This window comes from Natronomonas gomsonensis (genome assembly GCF_013391635.1).
Lineage (GTDB): Archaea > Halobacteriota > Halobacteria > Halobacteriales > Haloarculaceae > Natronomonas > Natronomonas gomsonensis_A.
The window spans coordinates 993,913-1,014,208 of record NZ_JACAWU010000001.1 but is presented as its reverse complement, the minus strand read 5'-3'; the positions used below and the strand labels follow the sequence as shown (position 1 = coordinate 1,014,208).

The window sequence follows — 20,296 nt, the reverse complement described above, 5'->3', positions numbered from 1 at the left end:
ATTGTGTATTTTCTACACAAGTCTTTTAACCGCGTGGTGCCTAGCGGGGAACGATACTAATGCCAGATTCGATGTCCGAACAACTCCAGCAGGACATGGAGTGTGAAGGACTCCTCGAGTGTTTCCACGGCCTCAAACAGCTCGACCGAGAGTGCTTTCAGGCGCTCGTTGACGCCGCGGAACCGCTCACAGTGGACGAGATTGCCGAAGCGGTCGACCGCGAGCGCTCGACGGCCTACCGCTCGGTCCAGCGACTGCTCCAGACCGGCTTCATCCAGAAAGAGCAGGTCAACTACGACCAGGGCGGCTACTACCACGTCTACTTCCCGACGGACTCCGAGAAGATTACCGACGACATGCAGCGAATGTTGAACGACTGGTACGCGAAGATGGGCCAGCTCATCCAGGAGTTCGAGAACAAATACGAGGAAGGCGAGATGGCCGCGCCGTCGGCCGAAAGCTAACGGCGAAGGCGTCGTCGGAGCCGTGGAAGGTGGGGGCGGAGGGACTCACCCTACTCCGCATACAGCAGTGTCCGTCCACACTCCGGGCAGACGTACGGGACGGGCGTCAGAATTTCGTCGGCGCGAAACCCTCCGAGGAAGCCATCGTCTGACCCCTCCGAGACGATAGAGAGTTCGCCGAGAGCGTCCGTTCCCTGTAGTTCCATCTCCTCGAGCGGTTCCGCACAGTCCGGACAGCGCTTTTCCGTCGACATCTACCCGGGGCCACGCACGGAGGGAAAATGAGTCTCGTGGAAACAGTATTGTCTGCTTTGTCCAAAACTCTTAATTACTGCCGACTCATACGGGGGAGTGATGACAACCGAAACGACGTCCGACGCCGGGTCGGCCGCGCCGACGGACCCCGTCCACATCGGAAACACGAACGAACTGAACGACCTCGTGGCCGAGCAGGACGTGGTCCTGACGGACTTCTACGCCGACTGGTGTGGCCCCTGTCAGATGATTGCGCCCATCGTCGACCGACTGGCCGCCGAGACCGACGCCGCGGTCGCGAAAGTCGACGTGGACGCGAACCAGCAGTTGGCGGCCGCCTACGGCGTCCGCGGCGTCCCCACGCTCGTCCTCTTCGCCAACGGCGAACAGGTCGAGGAAATCGTCGGCGTTCAGGGCGAAGACCAACTCCGGTCGCTCATCGAATCGTACACGTAAACCGGCGCCCCACTTTTTCTCCCCTCGAACCGACGAGTGAGCCATGCGGAACGCCAAAATCGTCTGTACGCTCGGCCCGGCGTCGAGCGACCGGGCGACGATTACGAACCTCGCCGACGCCGGAATGTCGGTCGCGCGGTTGAACGCCAGCCACGGCACGACCGCCGAGCGCGCCACGCGAATCGAGCAGGTGCAATCGGTCGACGCCGAGCGCGAGGACCCGCTGGCGACGATGCTCGACCTCCGCGGCCCGGAAGTCAGGACCGCCGACATCGACGACCCCATCGAGATAGCGACGGGGTCGGAACTCCGTTTCGTCGAGGGGACGACGGCCACGACGGAGACCGTCGGTCTCAACCACTCCATCGCCGCCATCGGTTTGGGTGATACGGTCCTCCTCGACGACGGCCGCATCGAGGCGACGGTGACCGAAATCGACGGCGAGACCGTCGTCGCGACCGTCGATTCGGGCGGTCGACTCGGCGCGAACAAGAGCGTCATCGCGCCGGGCGTCGACTTCGGACTCGACATCGTCCGGGAAGCCGACCGCAGGGAAATCGAGGTGGCAGCCGAACACGAGGTCGACTTCATCGCCGCCTCCTTCGTCCGCGACGCCGACGACGTCTACACCGTCGTCGACGCCGTAGACGACGCGGGCGGCGGTGACATCGACGTCGTCGCGAAAATCGAACGGGCGGTCACCGTCGAGAACGTCGACGAAGTCGTCGACGCCGCCGACGGCGTGATGGTCGCCCGTGGCGACCTCGGCGTGGAGTGTCGACTCGAAGCCGTCCCCCTCATCCAGAAGCGCATCGTCCGCCGGTGTATGGAGGCGGGCGTTCCGGTCATCACCGCGACCGAGATGCTCGATTCGATGGTCCACGCCTCGCGGCCGACGCGCGCGGAGGCTTCCGACGTCGCCAACGCCGTGTTGGACGGCACCGACGCCGTGATGCTGTCGGCGGAGACCGCAATCGGTGACCATCCCGTCGAGGTCGTTGAGACGATGGGACGCATCGTCCGGGAAATCGAGGCCAGCGAGGAGTACGACGAGAGCCGCGAACAGCGGGTCCCGGCGGCCAGAGCCGGCTCTCGAACCGAGGCGCTGGCACGGTCGGCGCGGTTTCTCGCCAGCGACGTCGACGCTTCGGCTATCGTCGCCGTCTCCGAATCCGGCTACACTGTCCGCCGCATCGCTAAGTTCCGACCCGGCGTCCCCATCATCGCAACGACGCCCAGCGAGCGCGTCCGCCGACAGCTCGTGGTCTCCTGTGGCGTCGACCCACACTCGGCCCCGCCCGCTTCCGACATCGACGAGGTGCTCGAACGCGCCGTCGACACCGCCCTCGACTCCGGTCTCGCCGAGAGCGGCGACACCATCGTCGTCCTCTCGGGGATGATGTCGGAAATGCGCGGGACGAACGCGACGAACACCCTGAAGGTCCACACCGTCACCGAGACGGTGGCGACGGGGAAACCCATCGCTGGCGGCCGGGCGGCCGGCCCCGTCGTCCGACTCTCCGACGGCGACCTCTCGGGGATTCCCGCCGACGGCGTCCTCGTCTTACCAGCTGGCTTCGACGCCGAGTTCACCGGCGACCTCGACAGCGTCGCCGCCATCGTCGCCACCGACCCCGAGATGACCGGCTATCCAGCCATCGTCGCGCGCGAACTCGGCGTCCCGATGGTGGCAATCGAGTCGGCAGCGGAGCGACTGAACGGAGGTCGAACCGTCACCGTCGACGGCGAACGCGGCGTCGTCTACGACGGCGACGTGACGGGGGACGCGGAGACGCAGTGACTCGACGGCTTCATCGCTGCCACCCCTCTTCGGCGGTCTTACTCCGACGAATCGGCCGTGTCAGCGGTTCGAGTTCCCGTATCGGTTTCAGCGGTGAACTCGAATTCCAGTTCACCGTCGAGGACGTGCGTGTTCTCGAACGTCCCCGTCTCGACGAGTTCGACGGTGCTCTCGACGACGAGTCTGCGGGCCGACTCGGGCCACCGGGTGACGGCGAGGGGGATGAACACGGTCTCGTCGGCGAGGTCGCCGAATTCCTCGACAGCTACGACCGCGGCCGTCCCGTCTTGGGACAGTGAGACTGGCGGGTGCGGGACGTCGTTACTCTCGGAGGAGTCCTGAACCGAGAGTTGCGGGGGGGTCCCGTCACCGTCCGGTGCCACGACCCGTTGTGTGAGCGACCGCAGTTCGGTGTCCTCTCGGTGGGAAATCGATACGAAGAGGTTCTTCGGCAGGGGGGCAAAATTCGGGTCGACACCCACGGTGGTGAGTTCCGAGCCGTCCCCGTGAAACTTGAGATACTTCGCATCATCGTGGTCGTCGTGTTCTACCGTCGGGTCGGTGTGTTCGGTTCGCGACCCGACAGAGCCGCATCCCGCGATGATGGTGGAGGTGACGGTCAGGGCGGAGGCGAGGAACGGACGGCGGCGCATAGGAGTGGCTTCTTCGGTAGTCTGAAAAATTTTCATGATTCGGCACTGCGAACGACGAATACCGTCTGCCAGTGGGCTGATGATTTACGCCGCATCTGCCACGCCGCTACTGCCAACGGTTGTGTCCCTCAACAACGCCAACGATTGCTCTCAGACGACCCGGAACACCCGAACCGTATCTCGTTTGCCGCCCTCGCGCAGTAACTGTGCGAGGCCTAACTCCGAGAACACCGCCTTCCAGTCGCGGTGATACAGCGGGAAGTCGTCGTTGACGTAACTCACCGTCGAATCGTCCCGGCCGCGTTTCGGACTGTTCCCCTCGTTTTCGGCCGTGATGAGTAGGTCGTCGGTGACCCGCACGAGTTCCTCGAACACCCACTCGTCGTCCGGGTGGACGTGCTGGAGCGTCTCGACCGAGTAGACGACGTCGAAGGCGCCGTCGGCCATCTCGGGGACGATGTCCTCGATTGCCCCGGTGTGGAAGGTGCCGGTCTCGGCGAGGTCCGGGTAGTGCTCGGCCATAATCTCGAACGATTCGTCGTTGAGGTCGATGCCGGTGAGGTTCTCGTAGCCGGCCTTCCGGAGGTGTTCGAGGTGGCGGCCGGAACTGCAGCCGAGTTCGAGAACGGCGGCGTCCTCGGAAACGTAGTGGTCGAACACCTCACGGAGCGTTTCGCTGACCTCGTTGGGTCCGATCTGTGCGTAGTACTCGGGTGAGAACTCCCCGGAGCGCTCCGCCCAGTTTCGGTGGTTGTCGTCCGGGTCCATAGCGGCCCGAGGAGTCCCACGGCTAAAGCCCCCGTGACACGCGGTCGAGAGTCAAGAACCGTGACAAACAGTTATGCCACTGGAGGAGAAACTCCGGGCCGATGATAGACGTCACCATGGAGATGGAGCAGTACGACTGTCCCTTCATCGACACGACCGCGGACCACGAGGTGGCGTTCTCGACGATGCACTGGCAACTCGACGCGGCCCAAGAGGAGTTAGAGACCCGGCTGCTCGTCGACGGGGCCGACCGCGGTGCACTCGACAACGGTCTGTCGGCGCTGCGGGAGCACGACAACATGAACGAGTACCAGCTGTTCACCCGGAAGGGCGACAGCGCCGTCATCCGGACGGTCATCGAACAGACCGACGCGATGTCGGTCATCCACGACCGCGGCGGCTACATCACGGGGCCGTTCCGCATCCGCGACGGACAGGAACTGTGGCAGGTCGGCTTCGACGACGGCGGCACCGCCGACGAGACGCTGTACGCACTCGACGCCAACAACGACTTCCAGGTCGAACAGCGCCGGGACCTCGAACTCGACCGGCTGTTCGACGTGCTGGGCAACATCGAACCCGCCGGCGAACTGCTCGACGCCTGCCGGTCGCTGTCCGATGTCGAGGCCGAGACCATCCAGCGAGCCGCCGAATCCGGCTACTTCGAGACGCCGAGAGACGCCACGCTGTCGACGCTGGCCGAGGAGTTCGACGTCTCGACGACCGCGGTCTCGAAGAACATGCGCCGCGGCGAGAAGAAACTCGTCCGCAGCCTCGTCGAGGCGATGGAACACATCGACGAGAAGCCTTGAGCGAACGGCAGTTCACATGCCAACCCCCCGTTTTTGATACTCCCGTCTCCTATGGGTGGGTATGTCACAGCTGCAGGACACGCTGACACGTTCCTCGCCCGCCCGCTACGACGGTAGCCCGGTTACGGGGGTATCGCGATGACCGACCGAGCGGCGGAGTTGGACCCACAGGTCGACCAACTACTCGCCGGGTTCAAGGCGGGCGTCTCGCCGCCGACGGAGACGCTGTCTGTGGCGACCGGGCGGGCGTTGCTGGACGAACTGTTCACCGTCGAGGAGCCCGAACCGGTCGACGCCGTCACCGACCTCGAACTCCGAGGGCCCGAGGAGCCGGTTCCGGTCCGCATCTACGAACCGAAAACCAACACCTCGGAAGCGAGGCCGGTGTTGGTGTTCTTCCACGGCGGCGGCTGGAGTCGCGGGTCGCTGGACGCCTACGACGGCCTGTGCCGGCTGTTCGCCAACCGCGCTGACTGTATCGTCGTTTCAGTCGACTACCGCCGGGCGCCGGAACACCCCTTCCCAGCGGGGTTCGAGGACTGTTATGCCGCCACGGAGTGGGCTGCAGAACACGCCGAATCCCTCGGTGGCGACCCCGACCGGGTGGCCGTCGGCGGCGACAGCGCCGGCGGCAACCTCACTGCGGCGGTGACGCTGGCCGCCCGGGACCGCGACGGCCCCGACCTCACCCACCAACTGCTCGTCTACCCCGCCGTCAACCCCCCGTCGGTCCGCTGGTTCGACTCCTACGACGAGAACGCGTCGGGATACTTCCTCGAAATGAGCGGCGTCGAGGCGTATCTCGAACAGTACCTCACCCGCGAGGCGGCTGTCGGCAACGACTACGCCTTCCCGCTCCGTGCGCGTGACCTCTCGGGGCTGCCGCCGGCGACGGTCGTCACCGCCGGATTCGACGTCCTACGCGACGAGGGGACCGCCTACGCCACCCGACTGGAAACCGCCGACGTCCCTGTCGAACACCACCACTACCCCGCCCAGATTCACGGCTTCCTCAGCCTGTACGAACACATCGACGAGGGACGGCAGGCCATCGACGACGTGACGGCGGCGCTCGAAACCGCTTTCGAGGGCTGAGAGCCCCGAGTCCACTCAGCGGGGCGACGGTTGACATGTTAACCTCCCACCTTTTGCCGGTATATACCTGTACATTGCTACTATGGCACGTGACCAGACACGGCGGGAATGGCTCAAGAGCGCTGCGGCCGCCGGAACGCTCGGAGTGGCCGGATTGGCCGGCTGTACCGGCAACGGCGACGGGAACGGGAACGGAAATGGAAACGGGGACGGAAACGGCAACGGCAATGGGAGCGGAAACGGAAACGGCAACGCCGGCGGCGGCGGAACCGTCAAAATCGGCGTCATGCAGCCGCTGACGGGAGACCTGCAATATTACGGCCAGCAGTCGCTGTGGGGGTTCCTTTCGGGGCTGGCGTACAAGTACGACCAGGATCCCCTCGACGTGTCCTCGTCGGGGACCCAGACGATCGACGCCGGTGACGTGACCTACGAGTTGATTATCGAGAACTCGGAGTTCAGCCCCGACCAGGCCCAGACGGTCGCGACCGACCTCGTCCAGGACGAGGAAGTCGACATCCTGTTCGGGACGGCCTCCTCCGACGCCGCCCGGCGCGTCATCGAAACCGTCGTCCTGCAGGCGAACGTTCCATTCGTCGCCGGACCCGCGGCCGCGGCCGACGTGACGAGCGACAGCGAACTGTGTAACGAACTCGTGTTCCGCGCCAACGAGAACACCGCGATGGACGCCCTCTCCGGCGGCCGCTACGTCGCCCAGGAGACCGACGTCGAGCGGGTGTTCATCATGGCCGCCGACTACTCCTTCGGCCGTGCGGTCGCACGGAACTACGCGAACGTCCTCGAAGCCGAGGGCGTCGAAGTCGTCGACCAGCGGTTCGTCCCCCGCGGCCACGACGAGTTCGCCGGCCTCTATCAGAACGCCGTCGACGCCGACGCCGACGCCGTCGTCGGCGGATTCACCGTCGTCACGCTACCGAACTTCCTCGACGAGGGACTCTCGGGCGACTACGGTCTCCGGATGTTCGGCGGCTTCGCGACCCAAATTTCGACCAACGCCATCGGCGGCGTCGCCCAGCGCGTCCTCGGCGAACCGCTGACCGAAGAGAAGATACGGGACGCCCAACTCGGGCCGTTCACCACGCGTTACCACTGGAACCAGTACGACAACCCAATCAACGACGCCTTCGTCGACAGCTACACCTCGACGTACGGCGTCGTCCCGGACCTGTTCACCTCCGGGACGTTCACCGCGGCCTCCTCTATCGCTCAGGCCGTCGAGGAGAGCGGTTCGACGGACGGCGCCGACATCGCCTCGGCGATGCGCGGGATGACCGTCACCGACACGCCGAAAGGCGAGGGGGGCTACACTTACCAGGAGTACAACAACCAGGCCCGCTCGGAGATGACCGTCGCCTACCCGGTGCCGAACACCGAGGACAACTGGGACGCGCCCATCATGCCCGGCGAACCGCTGGCGCGCATCCCGGCCTCCGAGACGACGCTGAAGCCCGACGACCCCGACATGGGGTGCTCGCTGTAATCGATGGTGCTGCGAACGACCGACCTCACCAAGCGCTTCGGCGGCGTCACCGCCGTCGACGGCGTCGAGTTCGAACTCGGCGAGGAGTGCTGTTCGCTCATCGGCCCCAACGGCGCCGGGAAGACGACGTTCTTCAACCTCCTGACCGGTGCATTGGAACCGACGGAAGGGACCGTCGAGTACCGCGGGTCGGACGGCGACGGGTGGATCGACATCACCGACCACGCGCCACACGAGACGGCGCTGTCGGGCATCCACCGCTCCTACCAGATAACGAATATTTTCGCCACCTCGACGGTGCTGGAGAACGTCCGCATCGCCGCCCAGGCGGCCGGCGGCGCCGACTCCTTCCGGGCGTGGCGCAACGTCGACGCCTTCCCCGAATACGAACGGGAAGCAGAGGACATCCTCGAACGCGTCGGTCTCGCTGACGAACGCGAGACGGTCGCCGGAACGCTGAGCCACGGCGAGAAACGCAACCTCGAACTCGCCATCGCCCTGGCGGGGGACCCCGACGTGTTGCTGCTCGACGAGCCGACAGCGGGCGTCTCCAGCGACGGCATCGACGAACTCACCGACCTCATCGACGACATCGCGGCCGACCACGCGGTGTTGCTCGTCGAACACAACATGGACGTGGTGATGGAGGTCTCCGACCGCATCGCCGTGCTCAATCAGGGGTCGCTCATCGCCGACGACGACCCCGAGGCCATCCGGAACAGCCAGCGCGTTCAGGACGCCTACCTCGGCGGCTACGAACCGGATTCCGCGGCCGCATCCGACGAGTCCGGCGACGACGCCACGGGAGGTGGCCTCGCGTGAGCCTGCTCGAAGTCGACGACATCCACAGTTACTACGGCGAGAGCCACATCCTACAGGGCATCTCGCTGGAGGTCGAACCCGGTGAGTGTGTGGCGTTAATCGGCCGTAACGGCGTCGGCAAGACGACGACGCTGCGGTCGATTCTGCAGTTAACGCCGCCCCGGGAGGGGGCGGTCCGCTATCGCGGCGAGGACGTGACCGGTCGGCCAACCCACGAGGTCGCCCGCATGGGCGTCGGGTGGGTCCCCGAGGAGCGCCGGATGTTCTCGCATCTGACCGTCGACGAGAACATCCGCATCGCGACGCCGCCCGGCAACTCCGTCGAGGCGGCCTTCGAACGAGCCTACTCCGCGTTTCCGGAACTCGAATCGCATCGCGGACGGGAGGCGGGTGACCTCTCGGGCGGCCAACAGCAGATGGTCGCCATCGCCCGCGGACTGGTCGGCGACAACGACCTGCTGTTGGTCGACGAACCGAGCGAGGGACTCGCCCCGCAGATCGTCGCGGCGGTCGCCGAGGCGCTGAAGGCCGTCGCCGAGGAGTCGACTGTGCTGCTCGTCGAGCAGAACTTCCCGCTGGCGATGGACGTCGCAGACCGGTTCTACCTCATCGACCACGGGACGGTCGTCGAGTCGGGGTCGACCGAGAACGTCACGCGCGACGACGAGATGATACGGAGGTATCTCTCGGCATGAGCGGTCTCGCAGTTGCCGTGGAGACGCTTCCGCTGTTCGCACCCGTCGAGATCACTCTCGACGCGCTGTCGAAAGCCGCCCTCTACATCGTCATCGCCAGCGGCCTCAGCCTCATCTTCGGGCTGATGGGCGTGCTCAACTTCGCCCACGGGTCGCTGACGATGCTGGGGGCGTATCTCGGCGGTGCCGTGATGGTCGCCCTGGTATCCAGTGCGACAGGACAGGGGATGCGCCTCCTGTTGTTCTTCGTCGCGGTCGCGGTCGTCTTCGCGGCGCTTACGGCCTTCGGCGCCGGCGTCGAGCGCGTGCTCATCCGGCCCATCTACGACCGCGAACCGCTGTTCCAGATTCTGTTGACGTTCGGGTTGGTGTTGGTCCTCGACGAGGCGGCCACCATCGTCGTTCAGTTGGCCGGATTACAGCCCCAGACCGAGTGGCAGGACGCCATCGGGACCGCCCCCGACTTCCTCGCAAATCGCTACGACGTCCTCGGGGCGAGCACCCGCGGGCTGTACCTCTTCGAGGTACTCGTCGGCCTGCTCGTCGTCGTCGCGATATTCCTGTTTCTCACCCGGACGCGCTACGGGCTGTACATCCGCGCCGGCAGCGAGGACGCCGAGATGACACAGGCACTCGGCATCGACATCAGACAGGCGTTCACCGTCGTCTTCGGCGTCGGGTCGGGACTGGCCGGATTGGCCGGCGTGATGCTCATGTGGGACCCCCGCTTCGGTGCGAGCGTTCCCCTCGGCGTCGAGACGCTGCTCGTCGGCTTCATCGTCGTCATCATCGGCGGCCTCGGCTCGTTCAAAGGCACCGTCGTCGCCGGCGTCCTCGTCGGCTTCGTCGACGCGGTGATGTCGTGGCTGTTCATCAACTACATCGACTTCCCCGGACTACCGGAGTTGGTGATGTTCCTCGTGTTGGTGACCGTGTTGGTCGCCCGTCCACAGGGACTGTTCGGCGTCTCGGAGGTGGGGGGCCATTAGCGACCCCGCCCCTGCCGACGGCGGCGGCGACCCCGTCGAGAGCGCCGACACGGAGGCCGGCGTCGGCGAGACGCTGCGGCAGTACCTCGCGACCCACACCGCCCACGTCGCCGTCGTCGGCGTGTTGGTGCTGTACCCGTTCATCTACGGCTTCCTGACGGGCATCTCGCTGTCGCTTCTCGGCGTGTCGCTGGGCGAGTTGTTCACCGTCTTCCTGCCGCGCGTCCGGACGATGGTCGTCGTCCTCTACATCGGTCTCTTCGCGATGAGCTTCGACTTCGTCAGCGGCTACACCGGCTATCTCTCCTTCGGCCACGCGATGTTCTACGGCATCGGCGCGTACTTCGTCGTCCTCGTCGGGACGGGGAAGGTACCCGGACTGCCGGCAGAGACGCCCTTTATGCTCATCATCGTCCTCGCGGGCGTGTTGGCGTTCCTGGCGGCGCTCGCCGTCGGCGCGGTGTCGTTCCGACTCACCGGCGTCTACTTCGCGATGGTGACGCTGGGCTTCGCCGAGGTCGCCCACGTGTTCATCCGCAACTGGAGTTACGTCGGCTCGAATCCCCGTGACGGCGTCGGCGTCGTCGGCCGCGACGGCTTCGCGGTCGGGATTCCCGGCATCGACGCACTCCAGTTCCGTCTCGGCCGCCTCGCCGGCGATAGCTTCGAGAACGTCCTCGGGACCGGTATCGACCTCGGAGCCGCCGAGGTCTCCTTCTACGCCGTCGGCGCGGTCGTTCTCGTCTGTTACTTCGCGATGCAGCGAATCATCCACTCGCCGTTCGGCCGGGTGATGGTCGCTATCCGCGAGAACGAAGAGCGCGCCGAGGCCGTCGGCTACAACACCTTCTGGTACAAACTCGGTGCCTTCGGAATCAGCGGCTTCTTCGCCGCCATCGGCGGCGCGCTGTTCGCCGGCTACCGGCGCTCGGTCGCCCCCGAGAACACCTTCGACCTCTTCGTCACCGCCGACGCCCTGCTGGCGGCCATCATCGGCGGCTTCGGCACCCTCGCAGGGGCGCTGTACGGCCACCTGTTCCACGAGTTCCTGCAGGGCATCTTCACGACGGAGTCGAGCGGACTGGCGCGATTCCTCCGGGATACGCTCTCGGAGGGCATCCTGTCGGCCGGCGTCGGTGAGTTCACCGTTCTGGAGTTCATCAACGTCTTCATCGACGGCCGCGCGGAGCTGTATCTCGGCATCATCTTCGTCGCGTTCGTCCTGTTCGTTCCCCGTGGCATCCTCGGCTCGCTACGTGACCGCCTCGGCGGCCCGCTCGCGGAGACGGTTCCCGAACGGCTCCGGCGCTATCTTCGGTAGGCGCCTACCGGGGCGCCGGTCCGACTTCTCTGGAAATAGTTGCCATATTGACCAAACTGGTTTGGTATACTTTTCAACAGTCATCGGTGTGTAGGTTATGGCGTACCATGGCAGACCCAGGCAGCGAAGCACTATGGCTGTGGATAGGCACGGCAGGAATGTTCCTCGGCATGCTGTACTTCATCGCCCGCGGCTGGGGCGAGGAGAACAGACGCCGACAAGAGTTCTACATCGTGACGATATTCATCACCGCCATCGCCTTCGTCAACTACCTGATGATGGCGCTGGGCTTCGGTTTGACGACGGTGACCGTCGCCGGCGAGGAGTTGCCCATCTACTGGGCGCGATACACTGACTGGCTGTTCACGACGCCGTTGCTCCTCATCGACCTCGGGTTGTTGGCCGGAGCGAACCGCAACCAGATTGCCACGCTCGTCGGCCTCGACGCGCTGATGATAGGCACCGGCGCGGTGGCAACGCTGTCGACGACCGGCGTGTTGCTCAGCCCGGTCGGTGACCGCCTCATCTGGTGGGGCGTCTCCACCGGCTTCCTGCTGGTGTTGCTGTACTTCCTGTTCGGGACGCTGACCGAGGAGGCCAACCGCCTCTCGGATGACGCCCAATCGACGTTCCGCACCCTCCGGAACCTCATCGTCGTCGTCTGGCTGGTGTATCCGGTGTGGTGGATACTCGGCACCGAAGGCCTCGGCACCATCGGCCTCTACAGCGAGACGGCCGGCTTCATGGTGTTGGACCTCGTCGCGAAGGTCGGCTTCGGTATCATCCTGCTGTCGAGTCGTGAGGTGCTCGACGCCGCGGGCGACCTCGCCGGTTCGACGGCCCAACCCGCCGACGACTGACGGCCCCGGAGCCGTCGGACCTGCCGACGACGACCGAACGATTCCTCGGGGCCGACTCGGCCCCGAAACCCCTTCGACAATGCACACGGACCCCCTGACCGAGACGAGGAACGCAAAGCCACACCCAGCGGTGGAACCATGAGCGCCCCGACCTACGCGCAGTTCCACTTCGCGTTCCTCCTTCCGGTCGTGGCTGTGCTTTTGGCCGCGGCGACGGTGACCCGCACCCGGACGACCCGGCCGACAGTGTGGTCGGTCGGTCGACCGGTCTACTGGAGCGGCGTCGCCGTCGTCACCCTCGTCGCCGTCATCTACACGACGCCGTGGGACAACTACCTCATCGCCCGCGGCGTCTGGGGATACGGCGAGGGCCAGACGTTCGCCCACCTCGGCCTCGCACCGGTCGGCGAGTACGCCTTCTTCGTCCTCCAGCCGATTCTCACCGCACTGTGGCTCGGCCAGTTGACGCTCCGTCGCGGCTGGCCCGAAACAGACGCTATCGGACGTGAAGACGGGGAGCGGTGGCTTACTCTCGGCCGTTTCAGACGTGCACCGCGACTCCTCGGTGCCGTCGTTGCCGTCGCCATCGGCATCGTGGGAGCCGCGTTGCTCACGGCCGACGCGACGTTTTATCTCGGCGCGATTCTCGCGTGGGCGGCGCCCGTCCTGTTCATCCAGTGGGTCGTCGGCCTCCCGCAGTTGCTGTATCAGCGCCGGACGGTCGCCCTCGGCGTCGCCGTCCCGACGGTGTATCTCTGGATAATCGACCGCATCGCGCTGGCGACCGGCATCTGGCACATCTCGCCGACCTATACGACCGGCGTCGCGCTGTTCGGCCTGCCAATCGAGGAGGCGCTGTTCTTCCTCGTCACGAACCTCTTCGTCGTCCAAGGGCTGGTCCTGTTCCGGTGGGTGGTCGACCGATGGGCGTGACCGTCGACCGGCCGACGCCAGCGTTTCGCGCGATGTACGACCGCCTCGCCACCCGCCCGGCGTGGACGATTTGTGCCCTGTTCGTCGTCGGAGCGACGGTCGGACGGCTGCTCGGCGTCACGGTCAGCCCCACGCTCAGATACCTCCCGCTGGCGGCGAGCGTCGTCCTTTTCGGCCTCCCCCACGGTGCGGTCGACTACCTCGTTCCGGCGCGAATCGACGACGACCGGTCGCGTACGTCCTCGATGGTCGTCGTCGGTATTCTCTACGCCGCCGTCGGGGGCGCCTACGCCGCGCTGTGGCTCCTCGCGCCGCTTGCCGCCGCAGGACTCTTCATCGCGATAACGTGGTTCCACTGGGGACAGGGCGACGTTCACGCTCTCGTCGTCTTCGTCGACGCCGACCACCTCGACTCGACGCGACTGCGGGCGGCGACCGGGTTCGTCCGCGGCGGCCTCCCGATGTTCGTTCCGCTGCTGGCGTTCCCCGACAGATACCGAACCGTCGTCGAGGCGTGGGTCGGACTGTTCGGCGCCGACCTCTCGGTGGCGTGGCTGTTCGCCGAGACGACTCGCCTCGTGGGCGGGAGCGTCTTCCTCGCGGCCACCGTCGTGACTCTGGCAGTCGGCTATCGTCGCGAGGGCGGCCGCGGCTGGCGTGTCGATGCGGGTGAAACCGCGCTGCTGTGGCTGTTCTTCCTGACGGTGCCGCCGCTGGTCGCCATCGGCGTCTACTTCTGTATCTGGCACGCCCTCCGGCACGTCATCAGAGTCGTCGCCGTCGACGGTGACTCGGCTGTCGACACCCGAAAACTCCTCGGGCGGTTCGCCCGGGAGGCCGCCCCGCTGACCGCGCTGGCACTCGTCTTCCTCGTCGGCTTCGCGGTATTCGTCCCCGTCACGCCCACCTCGCCGGCGTCGGTCGCGGCGGTGTATCTCGTCTTCATCGCCGTCCTCACGCTCCCTCACGTCGCCGTCGTGACGTGGATGGACCGCCGGGAAGGCGTCTGGTGGACGTAGAACTACCGTTCGAAGAACGCCTCGATGAGTTTTCGCTCGGCCGCCCGGAGGTGCTGGTGGTACGTCGCCCGGCCGATGCCCATCGATTCGGCGAGCGTATCGCCCGTGACCGGACGGTCCCACTCGTAGAAGCCGCTGACGTGGGCCTTCTGCAGCGCCGTCAACTGCCGTTCGGTCAAGCGGTCCTCCACCTCTGCGACGAAGGCCTGTCGCGTCGACGGCGGACGCTCCCGTTCGCGCTGGGCGACGACATCGGTCTCCGGATACCGGTCCGAGAGGAGGTCGGCGACGGCCCGAACGTCGCCCTCGCTCGGCAGTTCGAGTTCGATGGTCGCGACGCCGTCGACGACGCCGATTTCGCAGATCCGCACGCCGCGTTCGGCCAGCGTCGCCGGCAGGGAGTCGTCGGTAACGGCGAACTCGAACAGCGTCTCCCCGCCGTGTTCGTGTATCACCTCCGCCGACGCGATGTGTGGATACTGTTCGACGGTATCGAGGATGGCCTCCGTGTCGCCGTCCGACCGGAAGAACATCAGCACCGAACCGTCCTCGCGGTACACCGACCCGTTGTAGGTGAGCGAACGGCCGGTTCGAGCCGAGAGGTCGACGAAGAACAGCCCGTCGTCGGTGGTTTCCACGTCGAGTTGTCGGACGCTGTCGGTCGCGAGCATGCGGCCGCGCTCTAAGGCGTTCAGCGCCGTCGCCGCCGCCCGGCCGATGGCCTCGAGGACGACCCGTTCGTGTTCGTTCAGCGCCGCCTCCTCCGTCGTGTATAGCGAGAGAACGCCGTATGTCGTCTCGCCGTAGACGAGCGGGACGGCGGCGATGCCACGGACCCCCTCCGAATCCATCCACGGTGACCGCTCGGCGATGGCCGCCAGTTCCGCCCGGTCGGTGACGACCTGTAACTCGCCGGTGTCGTAGGCGACGGCGGCCGGAAGGGGGTCCGCCGCCGCGAGGTCGACGCCGAGGTCGTCGGATCGGACCGCCCACTCGCCGGCCGACGCCGTCGCCGTGAGCGTGTCGCTGGAGCGGTCGGGGACGCCGACCCACGCGAACTCGTAGGTGTCGACGGCCGCGACGCTGTCACAGACGCCCTGTTCGACCTCGGCGCGTCGCTCCGACCCGACGAGTTCCCGCGTCACGTCCTTGAGGAGGCCGTTGATGCGGGCCAGCAGGTGTTCGAGGTTCCGCCGTTCGCGTTTCAACTCCATCTCGGCCTCCTTGCGCTCTGTGATGTCGGTCTGGAAACCGACGAAGTGCGACACCTCGCCGTCGGCACCGTGGACCGGTGCGATGTCGACGCGGTTCCAGAACGGCTCGCCGCCCTTCCGGTAGTTCAGCAACTCGACGGACACCGAAGAGCCCGAATCGACCGCCTCCCGCATCGCGGCGATCGCCTCGGGGTCGGAGTCCTCACCCTGCAGGAACCGACAGTTGCGACCGACGACGCGCTCTTTGGAGTAGCCCGTCAGCCGCTCGAAGGCGTCGTTGATGTACACCATCGGCTCGTCTGGGCGGTCAGCGTCGGCGATGGTGACGCCGACCGGCGCCTCGTCGATGGCCCGCTCCTTCAGCCGGAGTTCCTCGCGGACGCCGAGGTTCTCGATGGGCATTCGGGCGGCGCCGTCGGTCCGGAGCGGGGGCGTCCCCTCGAGTGCCGCACGGAGTCGGTCGAGTAGTCTGCTCTCGGCGCCCGGCGTCGTCTTCGGCACGAACTCGTCGACGCCGGCGGCGACCGCTCGGCTGGCGACCGTCTCGTCGTCCGCCACGACGACGACTGGCACCTCGGTGTCGCGTTCTCGAATCGCCTCCAGTACCCCGACCGCATCGAGTTTCGGACCGTCGACCACCACCACACAGTCGGCCTCCTCGAGTCGAGTCAGTGCCCCGGCCGCATCCGTCGCCGTGAGCACGGCGAACGACCCCTCACCTTCGATGGCGGCCGTCGGACCGTCGGCCGACTCCGACACGGTGAGCACCCTCGCCCCCTGTGTTCCGGTCATGGATACCTCACTGGTTTGGGTAGGGCCGCCGGCAGTATAAACGTGGATGCCGTCTCGAAACGTCGAGGGCCCGCTACGCTCGGAACGACAGTTCGTCGCTTCCGGTCGCCCCATCGGAGTCGGTGACTACGACGGAGACGGTGTACGTCTCGCCGTCACCTTTCTTGACTTCGGTGTACTCGCTGCCGCTTGCCTCACCACCGCTGACACGCCTCGGGTTGCTGTAGACGCTCCGTCCGTCGGAGTTGCGGATAGTCACGTCGACGGACGCGAGGTTTCCGTCGGCGTCGGCAACCGTCCACTCGGCGTTGAGTTCTGCGTGCGGATTCGGCGGCGAGGAGTCGTATGCTGACAGCGACTCGACGGTCGGCGCCTCGTTACCGACCGGCGTCGTGAACGTCGCCGTCCCACCCGCGTCGGCGTCGCCGTCGCTGGCGGTCGCCGTTGCACGGTACTCGTAGTCTGTGTCGTCGTCGAGGCCGTCGACGCGCCGGCGAACCGTCCCGGTCGAGGAAACCGTCTCGACGCCGCCGTCGACCCAGGCGTCGGCCCCGACACGGCGATACTCGAAGGTCACGTCCACCGAGTCGGCGCCACCGAGGTCGGTGAGGTCGGCGGTGAGCGTTGCCGCCGTCGGCTCGATATCGGTCGCACCGGCCGTCTCGACGCCGAGCAACGAGTCGGTCGTGAACCGAAGCGCGTCGCCGCGGGCACTGTCGCCGTCGCTGCCGGTCGCGGTGGCGCGGAACTCGTAGTTCGTCTCGGAGTCGAGGTCGGAGACCCGAGCCTCGAAGGAGCCACTCGCGGTCAGTTCCCCGGCGTCGACGCGGTAGCCCGTGGAGGTGTCGAGGTCGTAGTACGTGAATCCGACCGAGACGCTGTCTGCACCTCCGGTGTCGGTCAGCGTCCCTTCGAGCGTCGCGGCGTTCTCATCGAGCGCAGTTACGGCATCGGTCGTGACGCCGAGCAGTGTATCGGTCGTGAACGTTCGACCGCCGCCGTAGCCGTAGGTTCCGTCGTCACCCTCCGCTCGCGCCCGGTACTCGTATTCGGTGTCGGCGCTCAGACCGGTGAGGTCGGCGGCGAACTCGCCGGGCGAGGAGAGCGTCTGTCGGTCGGTCTCCTGCCACGACCCGCCGCTGACGCGGTAGCTGAACCACACCGCACAACTGTCGGCGCTCCCGAGGTCATCGAGTGTCGCGGTGACGGTCGCTCGGTCCTCCTCGAGTGCCGTCACGTCGCCGGTCGTCAGCGTTGGCGAGACGTACACGTAGAACGTGTCCGTCGAACCGGTAACGCGGCCGCTGCTCGTCTCGGCGACCGCACGATACTCGTAGGTCACACCCGGCTCGACCGTGCCGGTGGTGGCGGTGTACGAGTCCGGTTGGGAGAGCGTCGTCCCCTCGATTACCGTCCACGCATCGTCGCCTTCCGGACGGAATTCGAAGTCGCAGTAGGCCTCGCTCGCGTCGCCGAGGGCGTCGAGCGTGCCGCCGAGTATCCACTCGGTGTCGCCGTACTTATCGGCCCAATCGGTCGTCACCGAGAGCGACGACCCGGCGGCGGTTCCGGCCACAGCGAGCGTCGTAAACCCGACGCCAAGCGTCTTCAGGGCGGTTCGTCTGGTCGTGGTGGGCGTGTCAGCAGGGTCCATCGGACAATTTTCGTTCCTCGACGACACATCCTAAGTATTACTCTCGTTTTCGTCGTTGTAACCTGCCGTGGCCCTACCGAGGACATCGCCAGCACATAGGTAAAACCGCTCTTTGTTCTACGGTAACACATTATCCGTTCGACGGGAAACAGGGGTGGTATGACGCGAATCGGTTCGCTATCGATGGCGCAACTGGCCGTCGTCGTCGGGATCCTGCTCGTCGGCGGAACCGTCGGCGGGGTCGTACTCGACACCGTCCCCGACGATTCGAGTGAACCACCCGAAGACGACGCCGTCTCGACGTTCGACTCAGCGGAGGAGTTCCGGTCGTATCTCCGAGAAGCCGAGGCCACGTCGGGAGCCATCGGCCTCGGCGACCAGGTGCAAGCGTCGAGCGCACGGACCACCTCGGCGGACGCGCCCGCCGCCGAACCGCAGGCGGGAGCCGACGATGGGGAGGGGGGCGGCGAAGCGGGCGTCGGCGAACAGCGCCGTGTCTCCGAGACGAACGTTCAGATAGAGGGCATCGACGAACCCGACCGGCTGAAGACGACGAGCGACACGCTGTACTACGCGACGCGAGAGCGTCACGTCCGCCCCGCGCCGGTGCCGGAACCCACTCCCGAAGACCGAACCGCCGAAAGCGAGCCAGTCGAACCGCCGACAAAGGACCGAAGCGGCGTCCACCTCGTCAACGCCTCCGACCCCGCCGCCCCGGAAGTGGCGAGTCGTCTGAATATCTCCGGGCGACTGCTCTTGGCCAACGATAGCCTCGTCGTCTTCGAGGACGACCGACTCCTCGGCTACGACGTGGCCGACCGCGAGAACCCCGAGCGGACGTGGTCGAAGTCCCTCTCGGACCGCGTGGTCACCGCGCGACTCCACGCCGGCACCGTCTATCTCGTCACCGTCGACGGCGTCGACCGCCGAAGTCCCTGTCCGATTCGGCCGATGGACGACGTGGTGGTGCCCTGTACCTCGATTCACCATCCGACCGAACCGGCGCCGACCGACGCCACCTACACCGTGACGACGCTCGACCCGACCGACGGCGAGGCCGACGACAGCGCCTCCTTCGTCGGGTCGGGCGGCGACAGCGTCGTCTACGTCTCCGCCGATTCCGTGTACGTCACCTACCCGAAGCCGCTCAATCGGGCGGATATGGTCGCGGAGTTCCTCGTGACGAACCAGTCCGACCGCCTCGACGACGACACCGTCGAGCGAGTCGAGGAGATTCGCGGTTACGAATTGAGCCAGCGGTCGAAGCGATTCGAGATACAGCGGGCCATCGATGCGTGGCTGGCCGGGTTGAACGACTCCGAGCGCCGCGAGGCCGAGCAGGCCCTGCAGGAGGACCTGCAAGCGTGGGCCGCCGACAACAAACGCCGATTCCAGCGAACCGGCATCGTCGCCTTCGATGTCGAGGGCGCCGACACCGATACGCCGAGCGTCGAAGCGGGCGCGACCGGGTCGATTCCCGGCCGGCCGCTGAACCAGTTTTCGCTCGACGAACGCGACGGCGAGTTCCGCATCGCCACGACAGTCGATGGCGCCTTCGGCACCGACAGCGAGAACGACCTCTACGTCCTCGACGAGGACCTCGACGTGACCGGATCGGTACAGGGGATGGGCATCACCGAGCGCATCTACTCGGTCCGCTATACCGACGACGAGGCTTACGTCGTCACGTTCCGACGAATCGACCCCTTCCACGTCGTCGACCTCTCTGATTCCGAGAACCCCACCGTCGAAGGCGAGTTGAAACTCCCCGGCTTCTCGTCGTACCTCCATCCCATCTCCGAGGACCGCATCCTCGGTATCGGCGAAGAAGACGGGAGGGTGAAACTCGTCGTCTTCGACGTATCCGAGCCCTCCAACCCCACCGTCGAGACCGACCGTATCCTCGAACAGCGGTGGTCGGCGGTCGGCGAGAGCCACCACGCCTTCCTCATGGACCGCCGCCACGGTGTGTTCTTCCTGCCCGCCGGGGACACCGGCTACGTGTTCAACTACACCGACGGGCTAAGCGTCGAGACGACCGTCGACACCGACGGCAGCGCACGGCGGGCCGCTTACGTCGGCGATCACCTCTACGTCTTCGGCGAGTCGTCGCTGACCGTCGTCGACGAGCGCTCGTGGGAGCAGACGGCGACGATATCGCTCGCCGAGTGAGAGCGGCGGTTTATCCCAAC

The 20,296-nt window shown here is 66.2% G+C and carries 19 protein-coding genes; 14 read left to right on the top strand and 5 right to left on the bottom strand.

Going from position 1 to position 20,296, the window contains the following annotated elements; translation table 11 throughout:
• The first annotated feature begins 59 nt into the window (after positions 1 to 59).
• Positions 60 to 464 (top strand): helix-turn-helix domain-containing protein, encoded by a 405-nt coding sequence (locus HWX69_RS05280; protein WP_178916047.1) that lies wholly within the window; start codon positions 60 to 62, stop codon positions 462 to 464.
• A 50-nt stretch (positions 465 to 514) separates the two neighbouring features.
• Here HWX69_RS05280 and HWX69_RS05275 read toward each other — a convergent pair whose 3' ends face one another.
• Positions 515 to 718, bottom strand: coding sequence for a hypothetical protein (locus tag HWX69_RS05275; RefSeq protein WP_178916046.1), 204 nt, complete (start codon positions 716 to 718; stop codon positions 515 to 517).
• A 100-nt stretch (positions 719 to 818) separates the two neighbouring features.
• Between HWX69_RS05275 and trxA the strand changes: the two genes are divergently transcribed.
• Both trxA and pyk read left to right on the top strand, forming a co-directional pair.
• Positions 819 to 1,175: a thioredoxin gene (gene trxA, locus HWX69_RS05270; RefSeq protein ID WP_178916045.1), complete on the top strand. Its 357-nt coding sequence runs from the start codon at positions 819 to 821 to the stop codon at positions 1,173 to 1,175.
• Positions 1,176 to 1,218: 43 nt separating this feature from the next.
• Entirely contained in the window at positions 1,219 to 2,976 is a 1,758-nt protein-coding gene (gene pyk, locus HWX69_RS05265) for a pyruvate kinase (RefSeq protein WP_178916044.1), read from the top strand.
• A gap of 38 nt (positions 2,977 to 3,014) precedes the next feature.
• On the opposite strand, the gene HWX69_RS05260 is transcribed toward pyk, so the two are convergent.
• Together HWX69_RS05260 and HWX69_RS05255 are read right to left on the bottom strand one after the other, a co-directional pair.
• Complete coding sequence (locus HWX69_RS05260; protein WP_178916043.1) at positions 3,015 to 3,629, bottom strand: hypothetical protein; 615 nt, start codon at positions 3,627 to 3,629, stop codon at positions 3,015 to 3,017.
• Positions 3,630 to 3,779: 150 nt separating this feature from the next.
• Positions 3,780 to 4,397, bottom strand: a complete 618-nt coding sequence (locus HWX69_RS05255) for a class I SAM-dependent methyltransferase (RefSeq protein WP_178916042.1) — start codon at positions 4,395 to 4,397, stop codon at positions 3,780 to 3,782.
• 101 nt (positions 4,398 to 4,498) lie between these two features.
• On the opposite strand from HWX69_RS05255, the gene HWX69_RS05250 reads away from it, so the two are divergent.
• The 10 genes from HWX69_RS05250 to HWX69_RS05205 all read left to right on the top strand — a co-directional run bounded on the left by HWX69_RS05250 (position 4,499) and on the right by HWX69_RS05205 (position 14,444).
• Complete coding sequence (locus HWX69_RS05250; protein ID WP_178916041.1) at positions 4,499 to 5,209, top strand: helix-turn-helix domain-containing protein; 711 nt, start codon at positions 4,499 to 4,501, stop codon at positions 5,207 to 5,209.
• A 138-nt stretch (positions 5,210 to 5,347) separates the two neighbouring features.
• A complete protein-coding gene (locus HWX69_RS05245) occupies positions 5,348 to 6,304 on the top strand; it encodes an alpha/beta hydrolase (RefSeq protein ID WP_178916040.1) in 957 nt (318 codons plus the stop codon).
• An 82-nt stretch (positions 6,305 to 6,386) separates the two neighbouring features.
• Entirely contained in the window at positions 6,387 to 7,805 is a 1,419-nt protein-coding gene (locus HWX69_RS05240; RefSeq protein WP_178916039.1) for an ABC transporter substrate-binding protein, read from the top strand.
• A gap of 3 nt (positions 7,806 to 7,808) precedes the next feature.
• Entirely contained in the window at positions 7,809 to 8,627 is an 819-nt protein-coding gene (locus HWX69_RS05235) for an ABC transporter ATP-binding protein (protein WP_178916038.1), read from the top strand.
• Positions 8,624 to 9,322, top strand: coding sequence for an ATP-binding cassette domain-containing protein (locus HWX69_RS05230; RefSeq protein ID WP_178916037.1), 699 nt, complete (start codon positions 8,624 to 8,626; stop codon positions 9,320 to 9,322). The genes HWX69_RS05235 and HWX69_RS05230 overlap by 4 nt, the downstream gene beginning before the upstream one ends.
• Positions 9,319 to 10,311, top strand: a complete 993-nt coding sequence (locus tag HWX69_RS05225; protein WP_178916036.1) for a branched-chain amino acid ABC transporter permease — start codon at positions 9,319 to 9,321, stop codon at positions 10,309 to 10,311. Before HWX69_RS05230 ends, HWX69_RS05225 begins: the two co-directional genes overlap by 4 nt.
• Before the next feature lie 121 nt (positions 10,312 to 10,432).
• A complete protein-coding gene (locus tag HWX69_RS05220; RefSeq protein ID WP_394353424.1) occupies positions 10,433 to 11,632 on the top strand; it encodes a branched-chain amino acid ABC transporter permease in 1,200 nt (399 codons plus the stop codon).
• Between the two features lie 107 nt (positions 11,633 to 11,739).
• Positions 11,740 to 12,492 (top strand): bacteriorhodopsin, encoded by a 753-nt coding sequence (locus HWX69_RS05215; protein ID WP_178916035.1) that lies wholly within the window; start codon positions 11,740 to 11,742, stop codon positions 12,490 to 12,492.
• A gap of 138 nt (positions 12,493 to 12,630) precedes the next feature.
• A complete protein-coding gene (locus HWX69_RS05210) occupies positions 12,631 to 13,425 on the top strand; it encodes a lycopene cyclase domain-containing protein (RefSeq protein ID WP_178916034.1) in 795 nt (264 codons plus the stop codon).
• The gene (locus HWX69_RS05205) at positions 13,416 to 14,444 is read left to right on the top strand and encodes a Brp/Blh family beta-carotene 15,15'-dioxygenase (RefSeq protein ID WP_178916033.1); all 1,029 of its coding nucleotides are present in this window, start codon (positions 13,416 to 13,418) and stop codon (positions 14,442 to 14,444) included. The genes HWX69_RS05210 and HWX69_RS05205 overlap by 10 nt, the downstream gene beginning before the upstream one ends.
• Positions 14,445 to 14,446: 2 nt before the next feature.
• Here the strand turns inward: HWX69_RS05205 and HWX69_RS05200 are convergent, their stop codons facing one another.
• Together HWX69_RS05200 and HWX69_RS05195 are read right to left on the bottom strand one after the other, a co-directional pair.
• Positions 14,447 to 16,450, bottom strand: a complete 2,004-nt coding sequence (locus tag HWX69_RS05200; RefSeq protein WP_178916032.1) for a bacterio-opsin activator domain-containing protein — start codon at positions 16,448 to 16,450, stop codon at positions 14,447 to 14,449.
• A 73-nt stretch (positions 16,451 to 16,523) separates the two neighbouring features.
• Positions 16,524 to 18,104 carry an alkaline phosphatase D family protein gene (locus HWX69_RS05195; RefSeq protein ID WP_178916031.1) on the bottom strand — a complete coding sequence of 527 codons (1,581 nt, stop codon included), beginning with the start codon at positions 18,102 to 18,104 and terminating at the stop codon, positions 16,524 to 16,526.
• 159 nt (positions 18,105 to 18,263) lie between these two features.
• On the opposite strand from HWX69_RS05195, the gene HWX69_RS05190 reads away from it, so the two are divergent.
• A complete protein-coding gene (locus HWX69_RS05190) occupies positions 18,264 to 20,276 on the top strand; it encodes a beta-propeller domain-containing protein (protein ID WP_178916030.1) in 2,013 nt (670 codons plus the stop codon).
• The last annotated feature ends 20 nt before the right edge of the window (positions 20,277 to 20,296 follow it).